We start from the raw sequence: 19313 nt of genomic DNA on the forward strand, positions 1-19313 counted from the left end.
ATATATTAAAATGCAAGAAAAAAATCCTTTAACAGTAATTTATAAGCTTTGGTATGAACACCTCTGTCTGCATAAATACATAACTTCTGATGTTTTATCTCAGCACCAGAATAACCCAGACAAACAATCTGCCGGAATTCTTCTTTAGTTTCATCAGAATGCAAATGAACAACCTTAACCGGAAACAAACCATAATCAGCCGCAATACGGATAGTACTTTCAGCCTGCTTAACGGGCAAAACAAACCAAAACCGTCCCTCCCTACTCAACAACAAACCAACCTTACGTAACAACACCTCAAAAAACACTGCGTCCGTATGCCGCGCCACTCCTTTCCTATACTCAGGATTCTTCAGGTCGTTCACAAAAAAGGGCGGATTGGAAACAATAAGATCATACAAACCAGTAGAAGTATAATCTTCAATAGCAGTATGTATCACATTTAAACGTTCAGAAAAAGCAGCATTCTCTGCATTTTTTGCAGCAGCAACAGCAGCCGACTCGTCAATTTCCACAGCATCAACCAGTGCATCAGGAAAACGCTGGGCAAGCATCAACGCAATTACCCCTGTTCCTGTGCCAATATCAAGTATCCTTGAAGCATTCTTTTTCGTCGCAATTGCCCCCAACAACACGCCATCCGTATTGATACGCATAGCGCAACCCGTCTGGTCTATTTCAAACTGTTTAAACTTAAAAGCGTTCTTCATCGTACATCAACGGTCTTTTTCTTCCTATTAAAAGATAATACAAATGTAAAAGTTTATATTCGTATAAAATCTTAATGTTTTTGGTTGTCAAACTCAACACTTAACTAAAAACTAAATAATTAACAACAAATTAACAACAACCCTATAACTACATCCAAAATCAGCTGGCCCTTACAAGGGCCCGACAGGGAAATAACAGGGGGTCAACAGGGACTTAACAGGGACAAATCCCTGTAAACTCCTTATTATCCCCTAGTGAGAATCGTTTTCTTTATATGCAACCTATAAACCATTTATTTTGAAGTTACCTCGTTGGCATAAACAACATTCCATGTTGAAACGATTTTATTGCATTCTATAATAGTCCTTTTGAAATTTTAACGCTAAATTTGCATCTTCAAAAAAAAAGCATGATTTATTTCTTCTCAAGCCCATCCAATACAGTTTTCGCTTTACAAATAGAACGAGAACTGAGCAATACAGATATTACAAAGCTAGAATGGCTGTTTGGCGGCGCCAAATTACAACAAGAAACGACTTTAACTGATTTTTTTGTTGGCCCGCGCGCAGCGATGGTAACACCATGGAGCACCAATGCTGTGGAGATTACACAGAACATGGACATCCAGGATATCATCCGTATTGAAGAATTTCAAAAGGTAGCAGAAGATTTCACTGATTTTGATCCAATGCTTTCTCAGAAATACAATCTGCTTGATCAGGACATCTATACCATAAATATTAAACCTGAGCCGATTCTTCAGATTACTGACGTTGCAGCATTTAATAAACAAGAAGGACTCTCGCTGAGTGACGAAGAAGTAGATTACTTGAACTCGTTGGCAGAAAGACTAGGCAGACCGTTGACAGATTCTGAAGTATTCGGTTTTTCACAGGTTAACTCAGAACATTGCCGTCATAAAATATTCAACGGTAAATTTGTAATTGATGGTGTAGAACAACCTACATCATTGTTTAAACTAATCCGCAAAACTTCAGAAGAAAATCCTAACGATATTGTTTCTGCTTATAAAGATAACGTAGCCTTTGTTAAAGGCCCTACAGTTCAACAGTTTGCACCTAAACGTGCAGACATTCCTGAGTATTATGCTTTGAGCGACTTTGAATCTGTGATCTCGATTAAAGCAGAAACACACAATTTCCCTACTACTGTTGAGCCATTTAATGGCGCAGCTACTGGTTCTGGTGGTGAAATCAGAGACAGGCTGGCAGGCGGACAAGGTTCATTACCACTTGCTGGTACTGCAGTTTACATGACTGCATTATCCAGATTGGAAGAAAATCGTCCATGGGAAAAAGGTGTTGAAGAAAGAGAATGGTTATACCAGACTCCAATGGACATCCTGATCAAAGCTTCGAACGGAGCAACAGATTTTGGAAATAAGTTCGGTCAACCGCTCATCACCGGATCGGTGCTAACATTTGAACATGAAGAAGATTCACGTAAGTTAGGATTCGATAAGGTTATTATGCTTGCCGGTGGTGTAGGCTACGGAAAAGCGAGCCAGGCTAAAAAGCACAAACCATCAACAGGAGATAAAATCGTTATCCTGGGTGGTGAAAATTATAGAATTGGTATGGGTGGTGCGGCAGTTTCATCTGCTGATACCGGTGCATTAGGTACGGGTATTGAATTGAATGCAATTCAACGTTCAAACCCGGAAATGCAAAAAAGAGCCGCCAATGCTGTTCGTGGTATGGTTGAAAGTGAAAACAACACCATTATATCTATACATGACCATGGTGCTGGTGGTCACTTAAACTGTTTATCAGAACTTGTTGAAGAAACAGGCGGTAAGATTGACCTGGATAAATTACCTGTTGGCGATCCTACCCTATCCTCAAAAGAAATTATTGGCAACGAATCTCAGGAACGCATGGGATTGGTAATCGGCCAAAAAGATATAGATACCCTGCAAAAGATTGCTGATCGTGAACGTTCTCCTATGTATACTGTAGGAACTGTAACTGGCGATCATCGCTTTACTTTCGAATCTGCAACCACTGGCGTAAAACCAATGGATCTGGAATTGAAAGATATGTTTGGCAGCTCACCGAAGGTAGTGATGGACGACAAAACTGTCGACAGAAAATACCAATCCGTAACTTATGATGCCAGTTTACTAAATGAATACCTGGAGCAGGTATTACAACTAGAAGCTGTAGCTTCCAAAGACTGGTTAACCAACAAAGTTGACCGCTGCGTGGGTGGCCGTGTTGCTAAACAACAATGTGCAGGCCCGTTGCAACTACCACTAAACAATTGTGGTGTAATGGCATTGGATTTCCAGGGAAAAGAAGGCATAGCGACTTCAGTTGGTCATGCTCCTGTTTCTGCATTAATTGATGCAGCAGCAGGAAGTCGTATCGCGATCGCCGAATCACTTTCAAACCTCGTTTGGGCACCACTAAAAGACGGACTAAAAAGCGTATCCCTTTCAGCCAACTGGATGTGGGCTTGTAAAAATGAAGGTGAAGATGCCAGATTATATGAAGCTGTAAAAGCTTGTTCTGATTTTGCTATTGATCTTGGCATCAATATCCCGACTGGAAAAGACTCCCTGTCGATGAAACAGAAATACAAAGATGGTGATGTAATTGCGCCAGGTACCGTTATCATTTCGGCCGCCGGTAATTGCGATAATATTACACAAGTAGTAGAGCCTGTTTTACAGAAAAATGGTGGTTCGATTTATTACGTAAATCTTTCTAATGACAGCTACAAATTAGGCGGATCGTCATTTGCTCAGATTTTAAACAAAATAGGTAATGATACTCCTGACGTAAAAGACGCAGCACAATTTAAAAATGCATTCAATACCATTCAGCAATTAATTAAGGAAGAAAAAATACAGGCTGGTCACGATATAGGCAGCGGTGGTTTAATCACTACCCTATTGGAACTTTGCTTTGCAGACCGTAACCTCGGTGCAAACCTTGACTTATCTGCCCTTGGGGAACAAGATATCATAAAATTACTCTTTGCAGAAAACATTGGTATTGTTTTCCAGGCTGATGTTGCTGTTGAAAACATACTTTCAGCAAATGGAGTTGCTTTCCATAAAATCGGCGAAGTAAGTAACACTGCTACATTAAGCATTAAAAATGGAGCTGCTGCAGCTTTAAACTTTGACATCGATCACTTACGTGATGTATGGTTCAAAACTTCTTACCTGCTGGATAAAAAACAAAGCGGTCCGGTTAAAGCCAAAGAACGCTACGACAACTATAAAAACCACGTTTTAAAATACACCTTCCCTACCCAGTTTGACGGAAAGAAACCAGTTATTGACGAAAGTAAACCACGTCCCAAAGCTGCGATCATCCGTGAAAAAGGAAGTAACTCTGAACGAGAGCTGGCTAACTCCATGTACCTTGCAGGTTTTGATGTAAAGGATGTTCACATGACCGATTTGATTTCGGGACGTGAAACACTGGAAGACATCCAGTTTATTGGTGCTGTAGGTGGTTTCTCTAACTCAGACGTTTTAGGATCAGCTAAAGGCTGGGCCGGAGCATTCATGTACAATGAAAAAGCCAGAGTTGCTTTAGAAAACTTCTTTAACCGTCCTGATACTTTATCTGTAGGTGTGTGTAATGGTTGTCAGCTTTTTGTTGAGCTTGGCCTGATCAATAAGGACCATGCTGAAAAACCAAAAATGCTGCACAACGAAAGCCATAAACACGAAAGTATATTCACTTCGTTAACGGTTGCTGAAAACAATTCAATCATGCTTTCTACATTAGCAGGCAGCACATTAGGGGTTTGGGTATCACATGGTGAAGGTCGTTTCCATTTACCTTACGCAGAAGACCAATACCGTATTGTTGCTAAATATGCTTACGAAAGCTATCCGGCCAGTCCTAACGGATCTGATTACAATACGGCAATGATGTGCGATGAGTCTGGCCGTCACCTGGTTATGATGCCTCATATTGAGCGTTCATTATTCCAGTGGCATTGGGCAAACTACCCTCAAGGTCGTAAAGACGAAGTTTCGCCATGGATGGAAGCTTTTGTGAATGCCCGCAAATGGGTTGAGCAACACGCTAAATAAATCTATAGTATTTATAAATATCATAACGGGCTGTATCCTTAATCATAGGTACAGCCCGTTTTGTTTATAGTCTAGTCGGGAAAAGTGCTTTTTCAGGTCGATTGACAGTTCTTTTAAATTTTATTTAATTTTTTTTCAAAAATCACAAACAAACTGTTTTTCAATTTGTTAAGTCCTAGCATCAATACCTAAAATAATGAAAAAATTCAATATCGAAGCAGCCGGAACTGATGGAATCGGCCGCTCGTTTATTATCAATCAACTCAACAAAGAGCAATACCAGATTTTTAATGAACAACAGGAACGCCTCGCCACTATTGAAATAGATGATCAGGATCCTGGCTATTGTCGACAAAGCCTGGACTGCAAGATTGATCTGACACTAATTAAGGCCATAAGGCACGGCATACTTTATCATGATGGGCCACTGTAAATAAAATATTTTTTTCTTCAGCTACATGCAACAAACTACCAAATCATACGTCTTATAGGTACATTTACGGAAAATCACTATAGTTTTAAATTCAATTACAAATAAGACCATGAAACCATTATTAGCCATATTATTAGTTGCCGCATCATTTACACAAATCAACAACATTAGTGCTGCTTCACCTACGAGTATAAAAACCATAAACTTTAGTTCCGACGAACGGGAAGTAAAGAATTTTAACGGTATAGTTGCAGGCGGTCCAATTGAAGTTATAGTTAAATTCGGCACCAAAGAAAGCCTGAGGTTTGAAGGCGACAAAGAAGCCATCTCTACATTGGTTAGTGAGGTAAAGGGAGACAAATTGGTTATTCGTCCGCAAACCAGCTGGGTAAGCTGGGCTAAGAAATATGAAAATAAAAAGATTACCGCTTATGTAACTGCCAAACAACTGAGCAGTTTAACCATGAGCGGAAATGGAAGCATCATTGTATCCGGTACAATTACCGCGGCAGAATTTGCAACAACTTTAAGCGGATCAGGTATTATAAAGGCAAATGTAGAAGCCGACAAAATTACCGGTGTAATTAGTGGCTCCGGAGCAGCTAACATTACTGGTAAAGCAGAAACAGCAAGCGTTACCTTAAGCGGTCCGGGTAGCTTCGGCAGCAAAGCCCTTAATATAGATCAGCTTTCAGCGAGGATAAGTGGAAAAGGTAGCATTAACATCAGCACCAATGGTTCCATAAAGGCTGTGATCAGCGGCTCCGGACATGTATACTACAGCGGTAATCCTGAGATAGAAAAAACTGTTTTAGGCTCTGGTGGTGTCATCGAAAGATAGACAACACCAGGCTTTCTAAAAAAATAATACTTAGCAGACAAATAGTTTAGGTTTTTATTACCTTTAAAGTCAAACCAAATCTGCCCTTTATGTTTTTAGAAACGGTAATATTCATTCTCGTTATTATAATTCTGATTATTGTACTCCAATTAAAAAGGAATTTAACCGAGAAACTTGAATTTTTATACCTAAAAATTGAACATCTATCCAGCCAGCTGGCCAATAAAGAATCTAATACTACTACGGAAAAGACTGTCGAAAAGCCTCTTGAACCCATCGTTCAAAAAGAGGCTTTTCAACCTTTCACACCTTATAAACCTAAGGAACCAACCGAAGTTAAACCAGTAGATATCACTGAACCGTTAATCTCTCCTGAACCAGAGTCAATAACCACTCCTATTCAGGAAACGCCTCCGATTGAAGAACCGGAGATCCTGGTTGCAATTGAAGCTACAACACCGGTTGAACAGATTTCAACACAGTTTCCCCCACCTCCTATTGCACAAAAACCTTCTTTCAGTGAACGTAACCCTGATCTGGAAAAATTCATCGGCGAGAATTTATTCAATAAAATAGGTATCGTAATCCTGGTACTGGGCATGGGCTTCTTCCTAAAATATGCAATTGATAAGGACTGGATTAATGAAATTGGTCGTGTCAGCATAGGTTTCTTATGTGGAGGAATTTTAGTAGGACTTGCACACCGACTCCGTAAATCATTCTCAACTTTCAGTTCGGTACTGGTTGGTGGAGGTGTAGCTATCCTTTATTTTACAGTTGCCATTGGCTTTCACGAATATCAACTGTTTAATCAGACACTGGCTTTTATACTAACCATCATAATTACAAGTTTCACCGTGTTACTTTCGCTCAGTTACGACCGTAAAGAACTGGCGATATTTGCCATATTGGGTGGCTTTGGTGCGCCATTTATGGTAAGCACGGGCGAAGGAAATTACATTGTTCTTTTCACTTATATATTAGTACTAAATATAGGCATGCTGGTGTTGGCGTATTACAAAAAATGGCCAATTATCAATATCATCTGTTACGCTTTTACAATTATCCTATTTGGTGGATGGCTAACAACAAGCGTATTGACCGAATCACAAAAACCTGTTCCATATTTAGGTGCATTAATATTTGCTTCATTATTTTACCTGGTATTTCTATTGATGAATATCATCAACAACATCAAAGAGAAAACGGATTTTAATGCACTGGAAATCGGAATCCTGCTGAGCAACACCTTCCTTTATTATTCGGCAGGTATGCTGATCCTGAGCCACCTTTCAAATGGAGACTATCAGGGACTCTTTACAGCATTACTAGGACTTGTAAACTTGGCCTTTGCTTATGCTCTATATAAAAATGATAAAATAGACAGAAACCTGATTTATCTACTCATTGGATTGGTACTTACCTTTATCAGCCTTGCAGCTCCTGTACAGTTAAAAGGTAACCACATTACCCTATTCTGGGCTGCAGAAAGTGTATTACTGCTTTGGTTATCTCAAAAATCAGGCATTACCCTTATTAAACAATCGTCCCTTATCATATTGGTTTTACTCGGTATCAGTCTGACTATGGACTGGCAGCAGGTTTACGGAAGCAATTTATACGACACAAATAACCGGCTTATACCTTTGGCAAACAAAGGGTTTATTACAGGTTTAGTAGTTGTTTGTGCACTATTATTGTATTCAAAACTTCTTAAGTCCGAAATCAAATCAATACTTTTCCGGGAAATTAAAACCTCCAGAACCATTTTGGCTATTGCTATGATCATCATCAGCTATATAGTTATTGCTTTGGAATTGAATTATCAGGCGCACATTTATTTTCCTTTACTAAGAATACTTGCATTAGGTTGCTTCAGTTACTTGTTCATTACCGTTTTACTTATTGCTATACGCAGCACAGAAAGAGAAGAATTCAAATACCTCGTTGCAGCCATCGGAATCGTTTCACTACTCTGCTTCCCATTACTCTTCAATCAGGAAACCATTTCAATAAGAAACGGATACCTGGATTTACAAAACATCAGTTTAGGCACTTATCTTTTCCATTATTTGCTGATCACTTTAATCGCCACTACACTCTATGCACTTTATCAAAATGAAAAGAGTATAAACTCTTCTAAAGGCCTGGTTACCTTGCAATGGTTTATTGCGTTTATGGTGCTTTATGTTGCCAGCGCTGAACTGGATCATTTAATGGTAATGTCGCAGCACTCAAAAGAAAAATCTATGGCTATGATTTTAAATAACAGCCATAAATCCGGCTTTGCCATTTTATGGGGCTGTTTTGCATTACTATATATATACATAGGTATGAAATGGAAATCTAAAACCATCCGGATCATATCCATCTCCATATTGGCTATTACCTTACTTAAATTATTCATTTTCGATTTACGAGGACTATCCGAAGGAGGGAAAATAGCAGCCTTTATTTCTCTGGGAATACTACTGCTGGTCATTTCATTTATGTATCAACGTTTAAAGAACTTACTACTTACCAGCGACAAAAAAGAAACTGAACACAATGAAATTTAAGTTTTTTGTCTATGCATTAATTTTACTGAACTGGACCGTTGCCTCCGCGCAATCTTTTAAATGGAGTGGCAGTCTGGATCAGGTAAGTGCCAACGGATTTTATAAAATAGCACTTACACCAGAAATCGTTTCAAAAACTGCAAATAAAGATCTTTCTGATATCAGGATCTTTGAAAAACAAAAAGAGATCGCTTATTTGCTCAGGCAATTACCTGACAGTATCTATTTACAAGACACGACAGCTTTAAAGCTTCTGGATTACACCAGTGTACCTGTTTCATCGGTAACGACGGCAGAAGATAAAGAAAACAAACGCACAATCGTTTCTATTACCTTTAAAGCCCACTATCAGATAGATAAATTAAAATTAAACCTTGAGGGCTTTCAATATTACAGGAGAACAGCATGGATATCCGAAAAAAATCCGCAGATAAAGCAGAAAAGAAGGAATTATTCTGAAGACAAGCTTACAAACATCATAATTTCCTCCGAAAAACACCCTGTAATAGATCTTTATGGAGAAAACAGATATAAACAACTGTTCCTGGTCATAGAAAATGAAGATAGTTCACCATTGTTGATAAAAAATATTGAGGCGTATCAAAAAAATATGGAGTTGATTACCTATCTTGAAAAAGATAAACAATATGTAATTAAAACGGGACAGCAAAACCTGGAACTACCAAGGTACGACCTGAGTTATTTTAAGGATAGCATAAGTAAGACTATACCTGCGGTAACTGTTCTCAATTTTAAAAAGAATACCAACGAATCCTTGGATAAGGGGCCGAACTTCATTAAAAAGAGCTGGATGTGGGGAGTGATAGTGCTATTAATCGTATTTATTGGCTATTTATCTTACTATATGGTCAGAGAAATGCAATCAAAAAAACAAGCCAATTAACAATACCGCTAAAACAGCCCCTCGAAATTACGATTTTCGTAAAAATTGCAAATTCTAACGCCATTTCACCACCAAAACACGAAAACTGACAATAATTTCTTTGAATACTTGCCAACATTTGTATTTTTACAAACAATTTATTAAAAACAATCAATAAAAAACCTATTTTTGACCAAACTTTAAACAAATAGATGAAAAGCTTAAGAACAATTGCATTAAAAGAGGCACAAACAAGAATTTCACCAGAAGTAAAGTCTCCTTCGACTAAAATCTCTGATTTTTTTGGCGTGAATGTTTTTGATAAGAAAAAGATGAAAGACTACTTATCGAAAGAAGTATTTCAGAAACTTATTTCCTCAATTGAACAAGGTGAATTAATTAACCATGAAGATGCCAATCACATTGCAACAGCTATGAAAAGCTGGGCAATGAGCAAAGGTGCTACTCATTACACCCACTGGTTTCAACCATTAACAGGCACAACCGCTGAGAAACACGATTCGTTTTTTGAGCCAAGTGGAGATGGTGCAATTGAAGTATTTGCTGGTAGTGCATTAGTTCAACAAGAGCCAGATGCCTCAAGTTTCCCTAATGGTGGTATCCGTAATACTTTTGAAGCACGCGGTTATACTGCATGGGATCCTTCTTCTCCAGCTTTCATTATGGAAAGCAAAGCTGGTAAAACACTTTGTATTCCTACCGTATTTGTTGCTTACACAGGTGAAGCATTAGATTATAAAGCTCCTTTATTAAAAGCACTTTCTGCTATGGATAAAGCTGCTGTTGATGTTTGTCAGTATTTTGATAAAAGCATCACTAAAGTTAGTGCATCTTTAGGTATCGAGCAGGAGTATTTCCTGGTTGACCTTGCATTATATAATGCCCGTCCGGATTTAGCTTTAACTGGCCGTGCATTGTTCGGACACATGTCTGCAAAAGGACAACAATTAGAAGATCATTACTTCGGATCTATTCCTGAGCGTGTATTTACTTACATGGTCGACTTCGAAAACGAAGCTTTAAAACTGGGCATTCCTTTGAAAACCCGTCATAATGAGGTTGCTCCTTCTCAATTTGAGTGTGCTCCTATCTATGAAGAAATCAACCTTGCAATTGACCACAACCAATTGTTAATGGACTTAATGGAAAAAGTTGCTTTAAGACATAACTTTAAAGTGCTTTTACATGAGAAACCATACGCAGGTATCAACGGATCAGGTAAACACAACAACTGGTCGTTAATTACTGATACTGGTAAGAACTTGTTATCACCAGGTAAAACGCCTAAAAATAACCTGATGTTCTTAACATTCTTCATCAACACCATCAAAGCGGTACATGAGCATGCAGATTTATTGAGAGCAAGTATTGCTTCAGTAAGTAATGACCATCGTTTAGGTGCTAACGAAGCGCCACCGGCGATCATCTCCATCTTCCTTGGATCTCAATTAGATGAAATCCTTGACGAGATCGAATCATCAAGAAGCATCATTAAGAAAGTTAAAAATGAAGACTCTTTATGGTTAGGTATTCCAAAGATCCCTCAGATCTCTTTCGATTCAACTGACCGTAACCGTACTTCTCCTTTTGCCTTCACTGGAAACAAATTTGAATTAAGAGCAGTTGGTTCTTCTGAAAACTCTTCGGCACCAATGACAGTGTTAAATGCTATCGTTGCTGATCAATTGAATAAATTCAAAGTTGAAGTTGACAAGCTGATCAAAAAAGGTGAGAAAAAAGACGTTGCTTTATTAACGATCTTAAAAAAATACATTAAAGAATCTAAAGATATCCGTTTTGAAGGTAATGGTTACAGCGACGAGTGGGCTGCAGAAGCTGAAAAACGCGGTTTATCAAACATCAAAACTACACCTAAAGCACTTGATGCTTATGTAAGTGAGAAATCTGTAGATTTATTTGCAAAATTAAACATCTTCAGTGCACGTGAATTACATGCACGTCATGAAATTTTATTAGAAAGCTATTTCAAAAAACTTCAGATTGAAGCAAGGGTAATGGGTGATGTTACCAACAGTATGATTATCCCTGCTGCTATTGCTTACCAAAACACATTAATTAGTAACGCAAAAGGATTAAAGGAACTTGGCTTGGGAGAAGAAGCTTTAGCGACACCTCTTTCCATCATCAATAAGTTATCTACACACTTAAATGTTGTAAAAACCAGTATTGATGAAATGCTTGAGCAACGTAAAAAAGTGAACGCTATCGAGGAAAGTCGTGAAAAAGCAATTGCTTACGATGAGAAGGTTAAATCACACTTTGATACCATCCGTTACCACTGCGATAAGTTAGAACAAATTGTGGATGACAGCGTGTGGCCTCTACCTAAGTTCAGAGAGTTGTTGTTTTTAAAATAACCAAACCCTAAATACTTAACTATTTTTTAGTTTTATAACCTCTGTCATAATTGGCAGGGGTTATTTTTTTCTATCTTTGCATCAACATGAGTGATAACAGGTACAACCAGCGTGGCGTTTCTGCCTCGAAAGAAGATGTGCACCAGGCCATCAAGAATATAGATAAAGGTATTTTTCCACAAGCCTTCTGTAAGATTATCCCTGATATTTTGGGTAATGATGAAGCTTTTTGCAACATCATGCACGCCGATGGTGCAGGAACCAAATCTTCGCTGGCTTATGTATACTGGAAAGAAACAGGTGATATTTCAGTATGGAAAGGTATTGCGCAGGATGCAATTATCATGAATATTGATGACCTGATTTGTGTTGGCGCTACAGATAACATCTTGTTGTCGTCGACCATTGGCCGTAATAAAAACCTGATCCCAGGTGAGGTTATTGCAGCCATTATCAATGGAACAGAAGAAATTCTTGCTGAACTGCGTTCTCAAGGCATTTCAATCTACTCTACAGGTGGGGAAACTGCTGATGTAGGTGATTTGGTACGTACCATTATTGTTGACTCAACAGTTACTTGTCGCATTGAAAGAGATAAAATCATTAGCAACGACAATATACAGGCAGGTGACGTGATCGTTGGTTTGTCATCATCAGGACAAGCAAGCTACGAAACTGAATATAACGGTGGCATGGGATCTAATGGATTAACTTCTGCCCGTCATGATGTATTCGATAAATCTGTTGCGAATGCTTATCCTGAGAGCTTTGACCCTGCTGTACCTTTCGACCTTGTATTTTCTGGCGGTAAGAAACTGACAGATAAAGTTCAGATTGATGAAAACACCGAAGTAACTGCAGGTAAATTGGTGTTATCTCCTACGCGTACTTATGCTCCGGTAATTAAAAAGGTTCTGGAAAGCCACAGAAAAAAAATTCACGGTATCGTTCATTGCAGCGGTGGTGCGCAAACTAAAGTGCTTCATTTTGTGAACAACGACGTACATATCATCAAAGACAATTTATTCCCTGTTCCTCCCCTGTTTCAATTGATCCAGGAGCAGTCGGGCACCGACTGGAAGGAAATGTACAAGGTATTTAATATGGGTCATCGTATGGAGCTTTATGTTCCTGCGGAAATTGCGGAAGACATTATTGCGATTTCGAAAAGCTTTAATATCGATGCACAGATTATTGGCCGAGTTGAAACTTCTGCACAAAAGCAAGTAACCATCAACAGCGAAAAAGGAAACTATACTTATTTTTAAGTAACGGTGGTAAGTCATTAGCCCCGGGGCTAATGACTTACCTTATAAAATTTCTTTCCAAAAAGAAAGATCACTACATAACATATAATGGGTAGATAGTACGCCTGTGCTACCCCAAACTCATCTGCCGCCGCGCCCATCAGAAAAGGGAAAAACGCACCGCCGACTACACCCATCGAAATGAAAGATGCCGCTTGTTGTGTATGTCTACCCAGATTTTTAAGTCCTAAACTAAATATGGTAGGAAACATGATGCTAAAGAAAAAATTGACCATTAACAGGGCAATATAAGACGGCCATCCCAAACCTTGCGCAACAATAATGCACATCAGAATATTGCCTGTCGCAAAAGCAGCCAGGAGTTTATTCGGTGCGATTACACGCATCAGAAAAGTCCCTGCAAAACGTCCGGTTAGCATCATCCCCATAAAAAGCACCATGTAATTTGAAGATTTAAGTTCGCTAAAGCCCATGATTTCGTGCCCGTAATTGATAAAGAAAGCCCAGGTACCGGATTGCGCGGCAACATTAAAAAACTGGGCCACAACAGCCCATACAAAATGTTTGTGTTCAAAAAGTTTTTTACCTGGTGCTGTATCTATGTTAACAGCTTCCTCATCCACAACAGCTGAAACATGCGGATCGGTAGTTTGCGGGACACGAACAAAAGAAAAAGAGACTGCAATCAATGCGATTACAATTCCAATAGCCAGGTACAAAACTTTTACCGAAGTCAGGTCTGTACTTCCCGCCACATGGGTCCGGAATAAAAAATATCCGCCGATTGCCGGGCCGAGCATAGCCCCGACAGCATTAAAAGATTGTGCAAAATTAATCCGCTGATCACTTGTCCGCTGATCGCCCAGCGCAGCGACAAAAGGATGCGCAACCGTTTCCAACGTTGATAAGCCGCAGCCTAAAATAAAGAGGGCGATACCGAAAAACCCAAAGGACGAAGCATTGGCCGCGGGTACAAAAAGAAATGCGCCCAGTGCAAAAAGGGAAAGGCCAAGCAATACTCCATTTTTATAACCAAATCGTTTCATAAATAACCCGGCGGGAATTCCCATTACGGCATAAGCGCCGAATATTGCGAACTGGACAAAAGCAGATTGCGATTTACTTAAGCTTAACACAGATTGAAAGTGTTTGTTCAATGCATCAGCCATGGTAATAGCTACGCCCCAGAGCATAAAAAGTGAAGTGACAAAAATGATGGTTACCAGAAATTTTTTCTCAGTAAAAGCTGGTTTGGTTTTTATTTGGTTCATGGTTTGGTTTATTTTTTACAATTAAATAGGGTCATTTGACAGACAAAAGATAGGTTTTACCCGGCTTAGTAGCAAAATCATATAGAAAAGATTCTTTTGTCCCCGGACTTTTTAGCTTCGCCTGACTGGAAATTATAGGATTAGCGACTTTATCCACCTCAAAAAATTCATTTGGGTTATCGCCGGTCGCGATTTTAAGAACCCCATTTTCTTTTAAAGGACGGGACACACGGATTCTGCAATTCCCGCCTAAGGCCGATCTGATTTCCAATCCTTTAATAACTCCGTTTTCCCAGCTTAAGTTCACAATTTCGAAGCCTCCTTTTGCTCTAAGACCGCTTACATTTCCTTTAGTCCAGGCATCCGGCAATGCAGGCAGCAAGTTAATTTCCCCGTCGTAGCTTTGCATCAGCATTTCTGTGATACCTGAAGTACAGCCAAAGTTGCCATCGATTTGAAAAGGAGGATGTGCATCAAATAAATTCGGGTAACTCCCCCCGCTTTCTCCTTCGCCAGTTGCTGGCGATAACTGGTCGCTAAGCAATTTATACGCACGATTTCCATCAAGGAGCCTGGCCCATAGATTCACTTTCCATCCCATAGACCAACCGGTAGACCTGTCGCCTCTATAAATTAAAGAAGTACGTGCCGCATCAAACAATTCCGGTGTACGGTACGGCGAGATTTCTCCGGCAGGAAACAGGCCAAACAAGTGAGACACGTGCCTGTGTTTATCCTTAGGATCATCAAGGTCCTGCAGCCATTCCTGTAGCTGTCCGTACTGTCCGATCTGCATTGGCGGCAGTCGCTTTCTAATCACCTTTAATTCCTCAGCAAACTCCTTGTCTTCCCCGAGAATTGCTGAAGCCCGGATCACATTAGAAAACAGTTCAAAAACAATCTGATTGTCCATAGTGACACCAGCAGCTATTGATTTACCATTGGCAATTGCCGGGGCATTTTCCGGAGAATTAGAAGGTGAAACTACCAGCCATTGATGTGAAGGCTCCTCTATAAGGAAATCTTTATAGAATTCCGCAGCACCTTTGATCGCCGGATAAACGGACTTTAAATAGGCTTTATCACCACTATAAACATATTTATCCCAGAGGTGCCTGCTTAACCAGCCACCTGCCATTGGCCACATTCCCCAATAAACACCGTCAACGAGCCCGGAAATGCGCCACAAATCAGTATTGTGATGCGTCACCCAACCCCCGGCTCCATACATAGACCTGGCGGTTTCCCTTCCTGTTACAGAAAGGTCTTTTACCATTTGTATCAAAGGCTCATGCATTTCAGTCAAATTGGTAGGTTCCGCAGGCCAGTAATTCATTTCGGTATTGACATTGATGGTATACTTACTTCCCCAGGGTGGACTGATCTGATCGTTCCATATCCCCTGCAGATTAGCCGGCTGTCCGCCCGGTTGTGAACATGCTATAAGCAGGTACCGGCCAAACTGAAAGTACAAGGCGGCAAACTGAGGGTCTTGTGCTTTTGCGAAGTTTTTTAACCGTTCATTAGTCGGCACTTTTGAAAGATCAGCGCCGTCAAGGTTCAGATGAACCCGGTTAAACAGCTTTTGATAAGCCTTAATATGATTTTCCTTTAAAATGCTGTAACTTTTTTTATCGGCCCTAGCCAGGTAATCCATCATTCTTTTTTGTGCGTCACCACTTAAATCCTTATAGTTATTAAAATTGGTAGCTATGGAAATAAATAACGTAACAGCATTGGCCTTAACTACGTTTATCCCATCTTTCGTAGCCTGGTACGAACCTCCATCCAATTTAAGTTTTACAATGGAATTGAACTTAACCGCACCCTTTACCCCATCTTTATCGCCGGAAATGCCTGATAAAATAATTTCGCCGTTTTCACTGGTACGGATCTCAGACTTTTGCAGACTACTCATAGCTGCTGAAAAACTAAGCTGCCCTGGTTGATCGGCCGTCAGACGCAGCACAATCACCTGGTCAGGCTGTGATGCAAAAACTTCCCTGGAGTACTTAACCCCATTGCTTACATAGTTCGTTTTAGTGATGGCTGTTTGCAGGTCCAGCTCCCTGTAATAAGCGGCATAACGGTCATGTCCGGGAAAAGAAAGGTTAAGATTTCCCAGTAACTGATAATTCATACCATTAATACCGGATTCGATATTGTCAGCAGTCAGCTTACTGGCTTCATCATATTTCCCTTCAAAAATCAACTTCCTTACCTGTGGCAACACAGCCAGTATATTGGGATTATCATTTCGGTTTGGCCCGCCAGACCATATGGTAGACTCGTTTAATTTAATGGTTTCCCGTTCGGGGTTTCCATAAACCATCCCTGCAATCCTGCCATTTCCAATAGGTAATGCAGCCTCCCATACCTGATGTGCAGGTTCGTTATACCAGAGCTTCAGGTCACCATGTTGTGCCTTGCTTTGAAAAACAATCAGCAAGAGCATAAAGAGCAATAATTTTCTATTTGCCATATAAATTGTGTGTATATCTGGTAATACCTATTTGCTTTTCAATGTTTGTTTTACTCCCCATTCTTTATTAGGTAAAGGCCCCATTTCCAATTCCAGTTTTCCTCCTGCCATCAATTGCTCATGGCTAAACCACGGCGTGTCGAGTACACGGCCATCCAGTTTGGCACGCTGGATGTATTTATTAACTACGGAACTGCCATGAGCAACCAGTTGAAATTGTTTTCCACCAGGAAGATCGATGGTCACGTTTTCAAACACAGGACTTCCAATCGTATAAACGGGAATTCCCGGTGTTACCGGATAAAATCCCATTAATGAGAACACCACAAAGGCAGTCATTCCTCCCCCATCTTCATCTCCCGGGATTCCAAATTCATTATCTTTAAACCAGGTATCCAGTAAAAAACGTATCCTCTTTTGCGTTTTCCATGGCGAAGCGGTATAGTTGTACAAATATGGAATATGAAAACTAGGTTCATTTCCCATAGAGAATTGTCCTACCAATCCTGTTGCATCCGGAAAAGTAGCCTGCAGCTCATACTTACTTCTACCAAGAGGTTCTCTAAAGAGCTGATCTAATCTGTTCTCAAACGATTTTCTGCCACCCATTAAACCGATCAGGCCTTCCACATCCTGCTGTACCTGCCACATATAAGTCCACCCGTTATTTTCATCGTAATATTCTCTCCCTCCCATTCCGCCATCAAATTTCGGATCAATATTCACCCAGTTTCCTTTACTGTCTTTAGGCATAAACAAACCTTCTTTATTACTCCATAGGTTCCTGTAGTTTTGTCCGCGCAGGTTAAATTTCTTATAATCGGCATCCTTACCAAGATCCTTAGCGAGCTGTCCTAATGCCCAGTCATCATAACTATGTCCAAGTGTAACCGCCACAGCCTGACGTTTCTCAAATTGGTCAACGGTTTCCACGTATTCCTTCTCTCCAATCTGTAAAGCAGGAAAATAGCCTTTATTGTGATAAACGTCATCCAGAACTGTTTTAGGCCCATTTCTCCAGGGAATCATCGTTGCGCTATTCGCATTTTTAGCCATCCCCTCATAAGCCTTTTCCATATCAAAATTTTTCAATCCTTTACGGTGGGCGTCAAGGAAACTCACAGTAGAGTGGAAACCATTCATGCATGCATGATCACCAAACAGCACTGGAAAAGTAGGCATCCAACCACTTTGATTATACATTTCCACATAAGAGTGCAACATATCTTCCTCCTGACCAGGATTTAGTATTGTTCTCAAAGGATGGTGTGCAAGATAGGTATCCCAGGCCCAGTCATCGGTATAAAAAGGACGACTACTCTGATGTACTTTATTGTCAAAACCACTATAATACAACCCGTGCTCATTCACATCTATCATCCGTTCATAGCAACGATAAAGTGATGTGTAAAATGATCTTTTTTGTGCTTCCGTTCCGCCAATAGTTTTGATCTGGTTAATTACGGCAGCCCAGGCTTTCTCTCCCGACTCGACTTGCTGATCAAAGCTCACATTTTCCAATTCCAAACGATAATTCATTTTCGCTTGTTCAGGACTGACATAAGAAATGGCATATTTAAATTCCACATCCCGTCCGGTACCGGCAGCAAATTGTATCCAGGCTTTTGGTCTTTTTCCATCAGCATTTCGTGCAGCAGACAATTCATTTCCTTTAACAGTCCCTAACGTTGCACCTTTGCTAAAAACCCCATACATATACACGTTAATGTTGCCATGATATACTTCTCTACCTGCTATTTCTGTTGCAGATATAAAATTAAACTCATTCAACCCTTCGTTATAAACATCAAACAGAATAGATTTTTCTACGTTTGAAGGAAATGTAAATTTGTAAAACCCAGTCTTTTTACCGGGACTAAATTCCACCTTAATATCATCATCAACCAGATAAGTACTATAGTACCAGGGCCTGCTTATTTCCAGGTCATGATCATAGGTCAGTTTCTGCTTCCAGCTATTTAATGTGAGGCTACCAGCGTATGGTTTTACAGCAAAAACTTCTCCTAAACGATGAGAAACCACATTTAAGGGAAAACTAGAGATCTGATCGTCCATATAATCCACACGCTGAGGAAACATTCTGATCATTTGATTTGGTAATTGAACTGTTGGCCTGGTGGGCTGCAAAAGATGTCCTACATTTCCTATTCGGGGATCTACATATTTCAGGTTCCCCACACCTTCATACTTATTGGTCTGGGCATTGCTGTGGTTCAATACAAAAAGAAATGCAGCGCATAGGCCTATTTTCAGTTTAGGCAACCTCTTCCATAGTTTCAATTTCATGTGTTTATATTTAGTTTTTAAAATGCTCAAACGCAAAAAAAACACCCGTTTGGGTGTTAAATTCCAGTTGGCAATTTAGAAG

The 19313-nt window shown here is 39.9% G+C and carries 11 protein-coding genes; 7 read left to right on the top strand and 4 right to left on the bottom strand.

The genetic code is table 11. The features are described 5' to 3' along the window. Positions 1-5: 5 nt before the first annotated feature. Positions 6-710: a tRNA1(Val) (adenine(37)-N6)-methyltransferase gene (locus R2Q84_RS04115; protein ID WP_316815258.1), complete on the bottom strand. Its 705-nt coding sequence runs from the start codon at positions 708-710 to the stop codon at positions 6-8. A 389-nt stretch (positions 711-1099) separates the two neighbouring features. On the opposite strand from R2Q84_RS04115, the gene purL reads away from it, so the two are divergent. From purL to R2Q84_RS04150, 7 genes are all read left to right on the top strand, one after another. Continuing rightward, positions 1100-4789, top strand: a complete 3690-nt coding sequence (gene purL / locus R2Q84_RS04120) for a phosphoribosylformylglycinamidine synthase (RefSeq protein ID WP_316815259.1) — start codon at positions 1100-1102, stop codon at positions 4787-4789. A gap of 196 nt (positions 4790-4985) precedes the next feature. Beyond that, entirely contained in the window at positions 4986-5222 is a 237-nt protein-coding gene (locus R2Q84_RS04125; protein ID WP_316815260.1) for a hypothetical protein, read from the top strand. A gap of 109 nt (positions 5223-5331) precedes the next feature. After that, positions 5332-6063, top strand: coding sequence for a head GIN domain-containing protein (locus tag R2Q84_RS04130; protein ID WP_316815261.1), 732 nt, complete (start codon positions 5332-5334; stop codon positions 6061-6063). 89 nt (positions 6064-6152) lie between these two features. Beyond that, a complete protein-coding gene (locus R2Q84_RS04135) occupies positions 6153-8621 on the top strand; it encodes a DUF2339 domain-containing protein (protein WP_316815262.1) in 2469 nt (822 codons plus the stop codon). After that, a complete protein-coding gene (locus R2Q84_RS04140; RefSeq protein ID WP_316815263.1) occupies positions 8611-9525 on the top strand; it encodes a hypothetical protein in 915 nt (304 codons plus the stop codon). Before R2Q84_RS04135 ends, R2Q84_RS04140 begins: the two co-directional genes overlap by 11 nt. A 191-nt stretch (positions 9526-9716) precedes the next feature. Beyond that, positions 9717-11903, top strand: a complete 2187-nt coding sequence (locus tag R2Q84_RS04145; protein WP_316815264.1) for a glutamine synthetase III — start codon at positions 9717-9719, stop codon at positions 11901-11903. An 86-nt stretch (positions 11904-11989) separates the two neighbouring features. Continuing rightward, complete coding sequence (locus tag R2Q84_RS04150) at positions 11990-13171, top strand: AIR synthase related protein (protein ID WP_316815265.1); 1182 nt, start codon at positions 11990-11992, stop codon at positions 13169-13171. Positions 13172-13200: 29 nt separating this feature from the next. On the opposite strand, the gene R2Q84_RS04155 is transcribed toward R2Q84_RS04150, so the two are convergent. Genes R2Q84_RS04155 through R2Q84_RS04165 form a run of 3 tightly spaced genes read right to left on the bottom strand, consistent with a single transcriptional unit; the run spans position 13201 to position 19231 of the window. Further along, positions 13201-14442: a sugar MFS transporter gene (locus R2Q84_RS04155; RefSeq protein ID WP_316815266.1), complete on the bottom strand. Its 1242-nt coding sequence runs from the start codon at positions 14440-14442 to the stop codon at positions 13201-13203. Positions 14443-14473: 31 nt separating this feature from the next. Then, positions 14474-16924 (bottom strand): glycosyl hydrolase family 95 catalytic domain-containing protein, encoded by a 2451-nt coding sequence (locus R2Q84_RS04160; protein WP_316815267.1) that lies wholly within the window; start codon positions 16922-16924, stop codon positions 14474-14476. 27 nt (positions 16925-16951) lie between these two features. Continuing rightward, positions 16952-19231 carry a GH92 family glycosyl hydrolase gene (locus tag R2Q84_RS04165; RefSeq protein ID WP_316815268.1) on the bottom strand — a complete coding sequence of 760 codons (2280 nt, stop codon included), beginning with the start codon at positions 19229-19231 and terminating at the stop codon, positions 16952-16954. Positions 19232-19313: the final 82 nt, after the last annotated feature.

Origin of the sequence: Pedobacter nyackensis (genome assembly GCF_032678475.1) — a bacterium.
GTDB classification, from domain to species: Bacteria; Bacteroidota; Bacteroidia; order Sphingobacteriales; family Sphingobacteriaceae; genus Pedobacter; species Pedobacter nyackensis_A.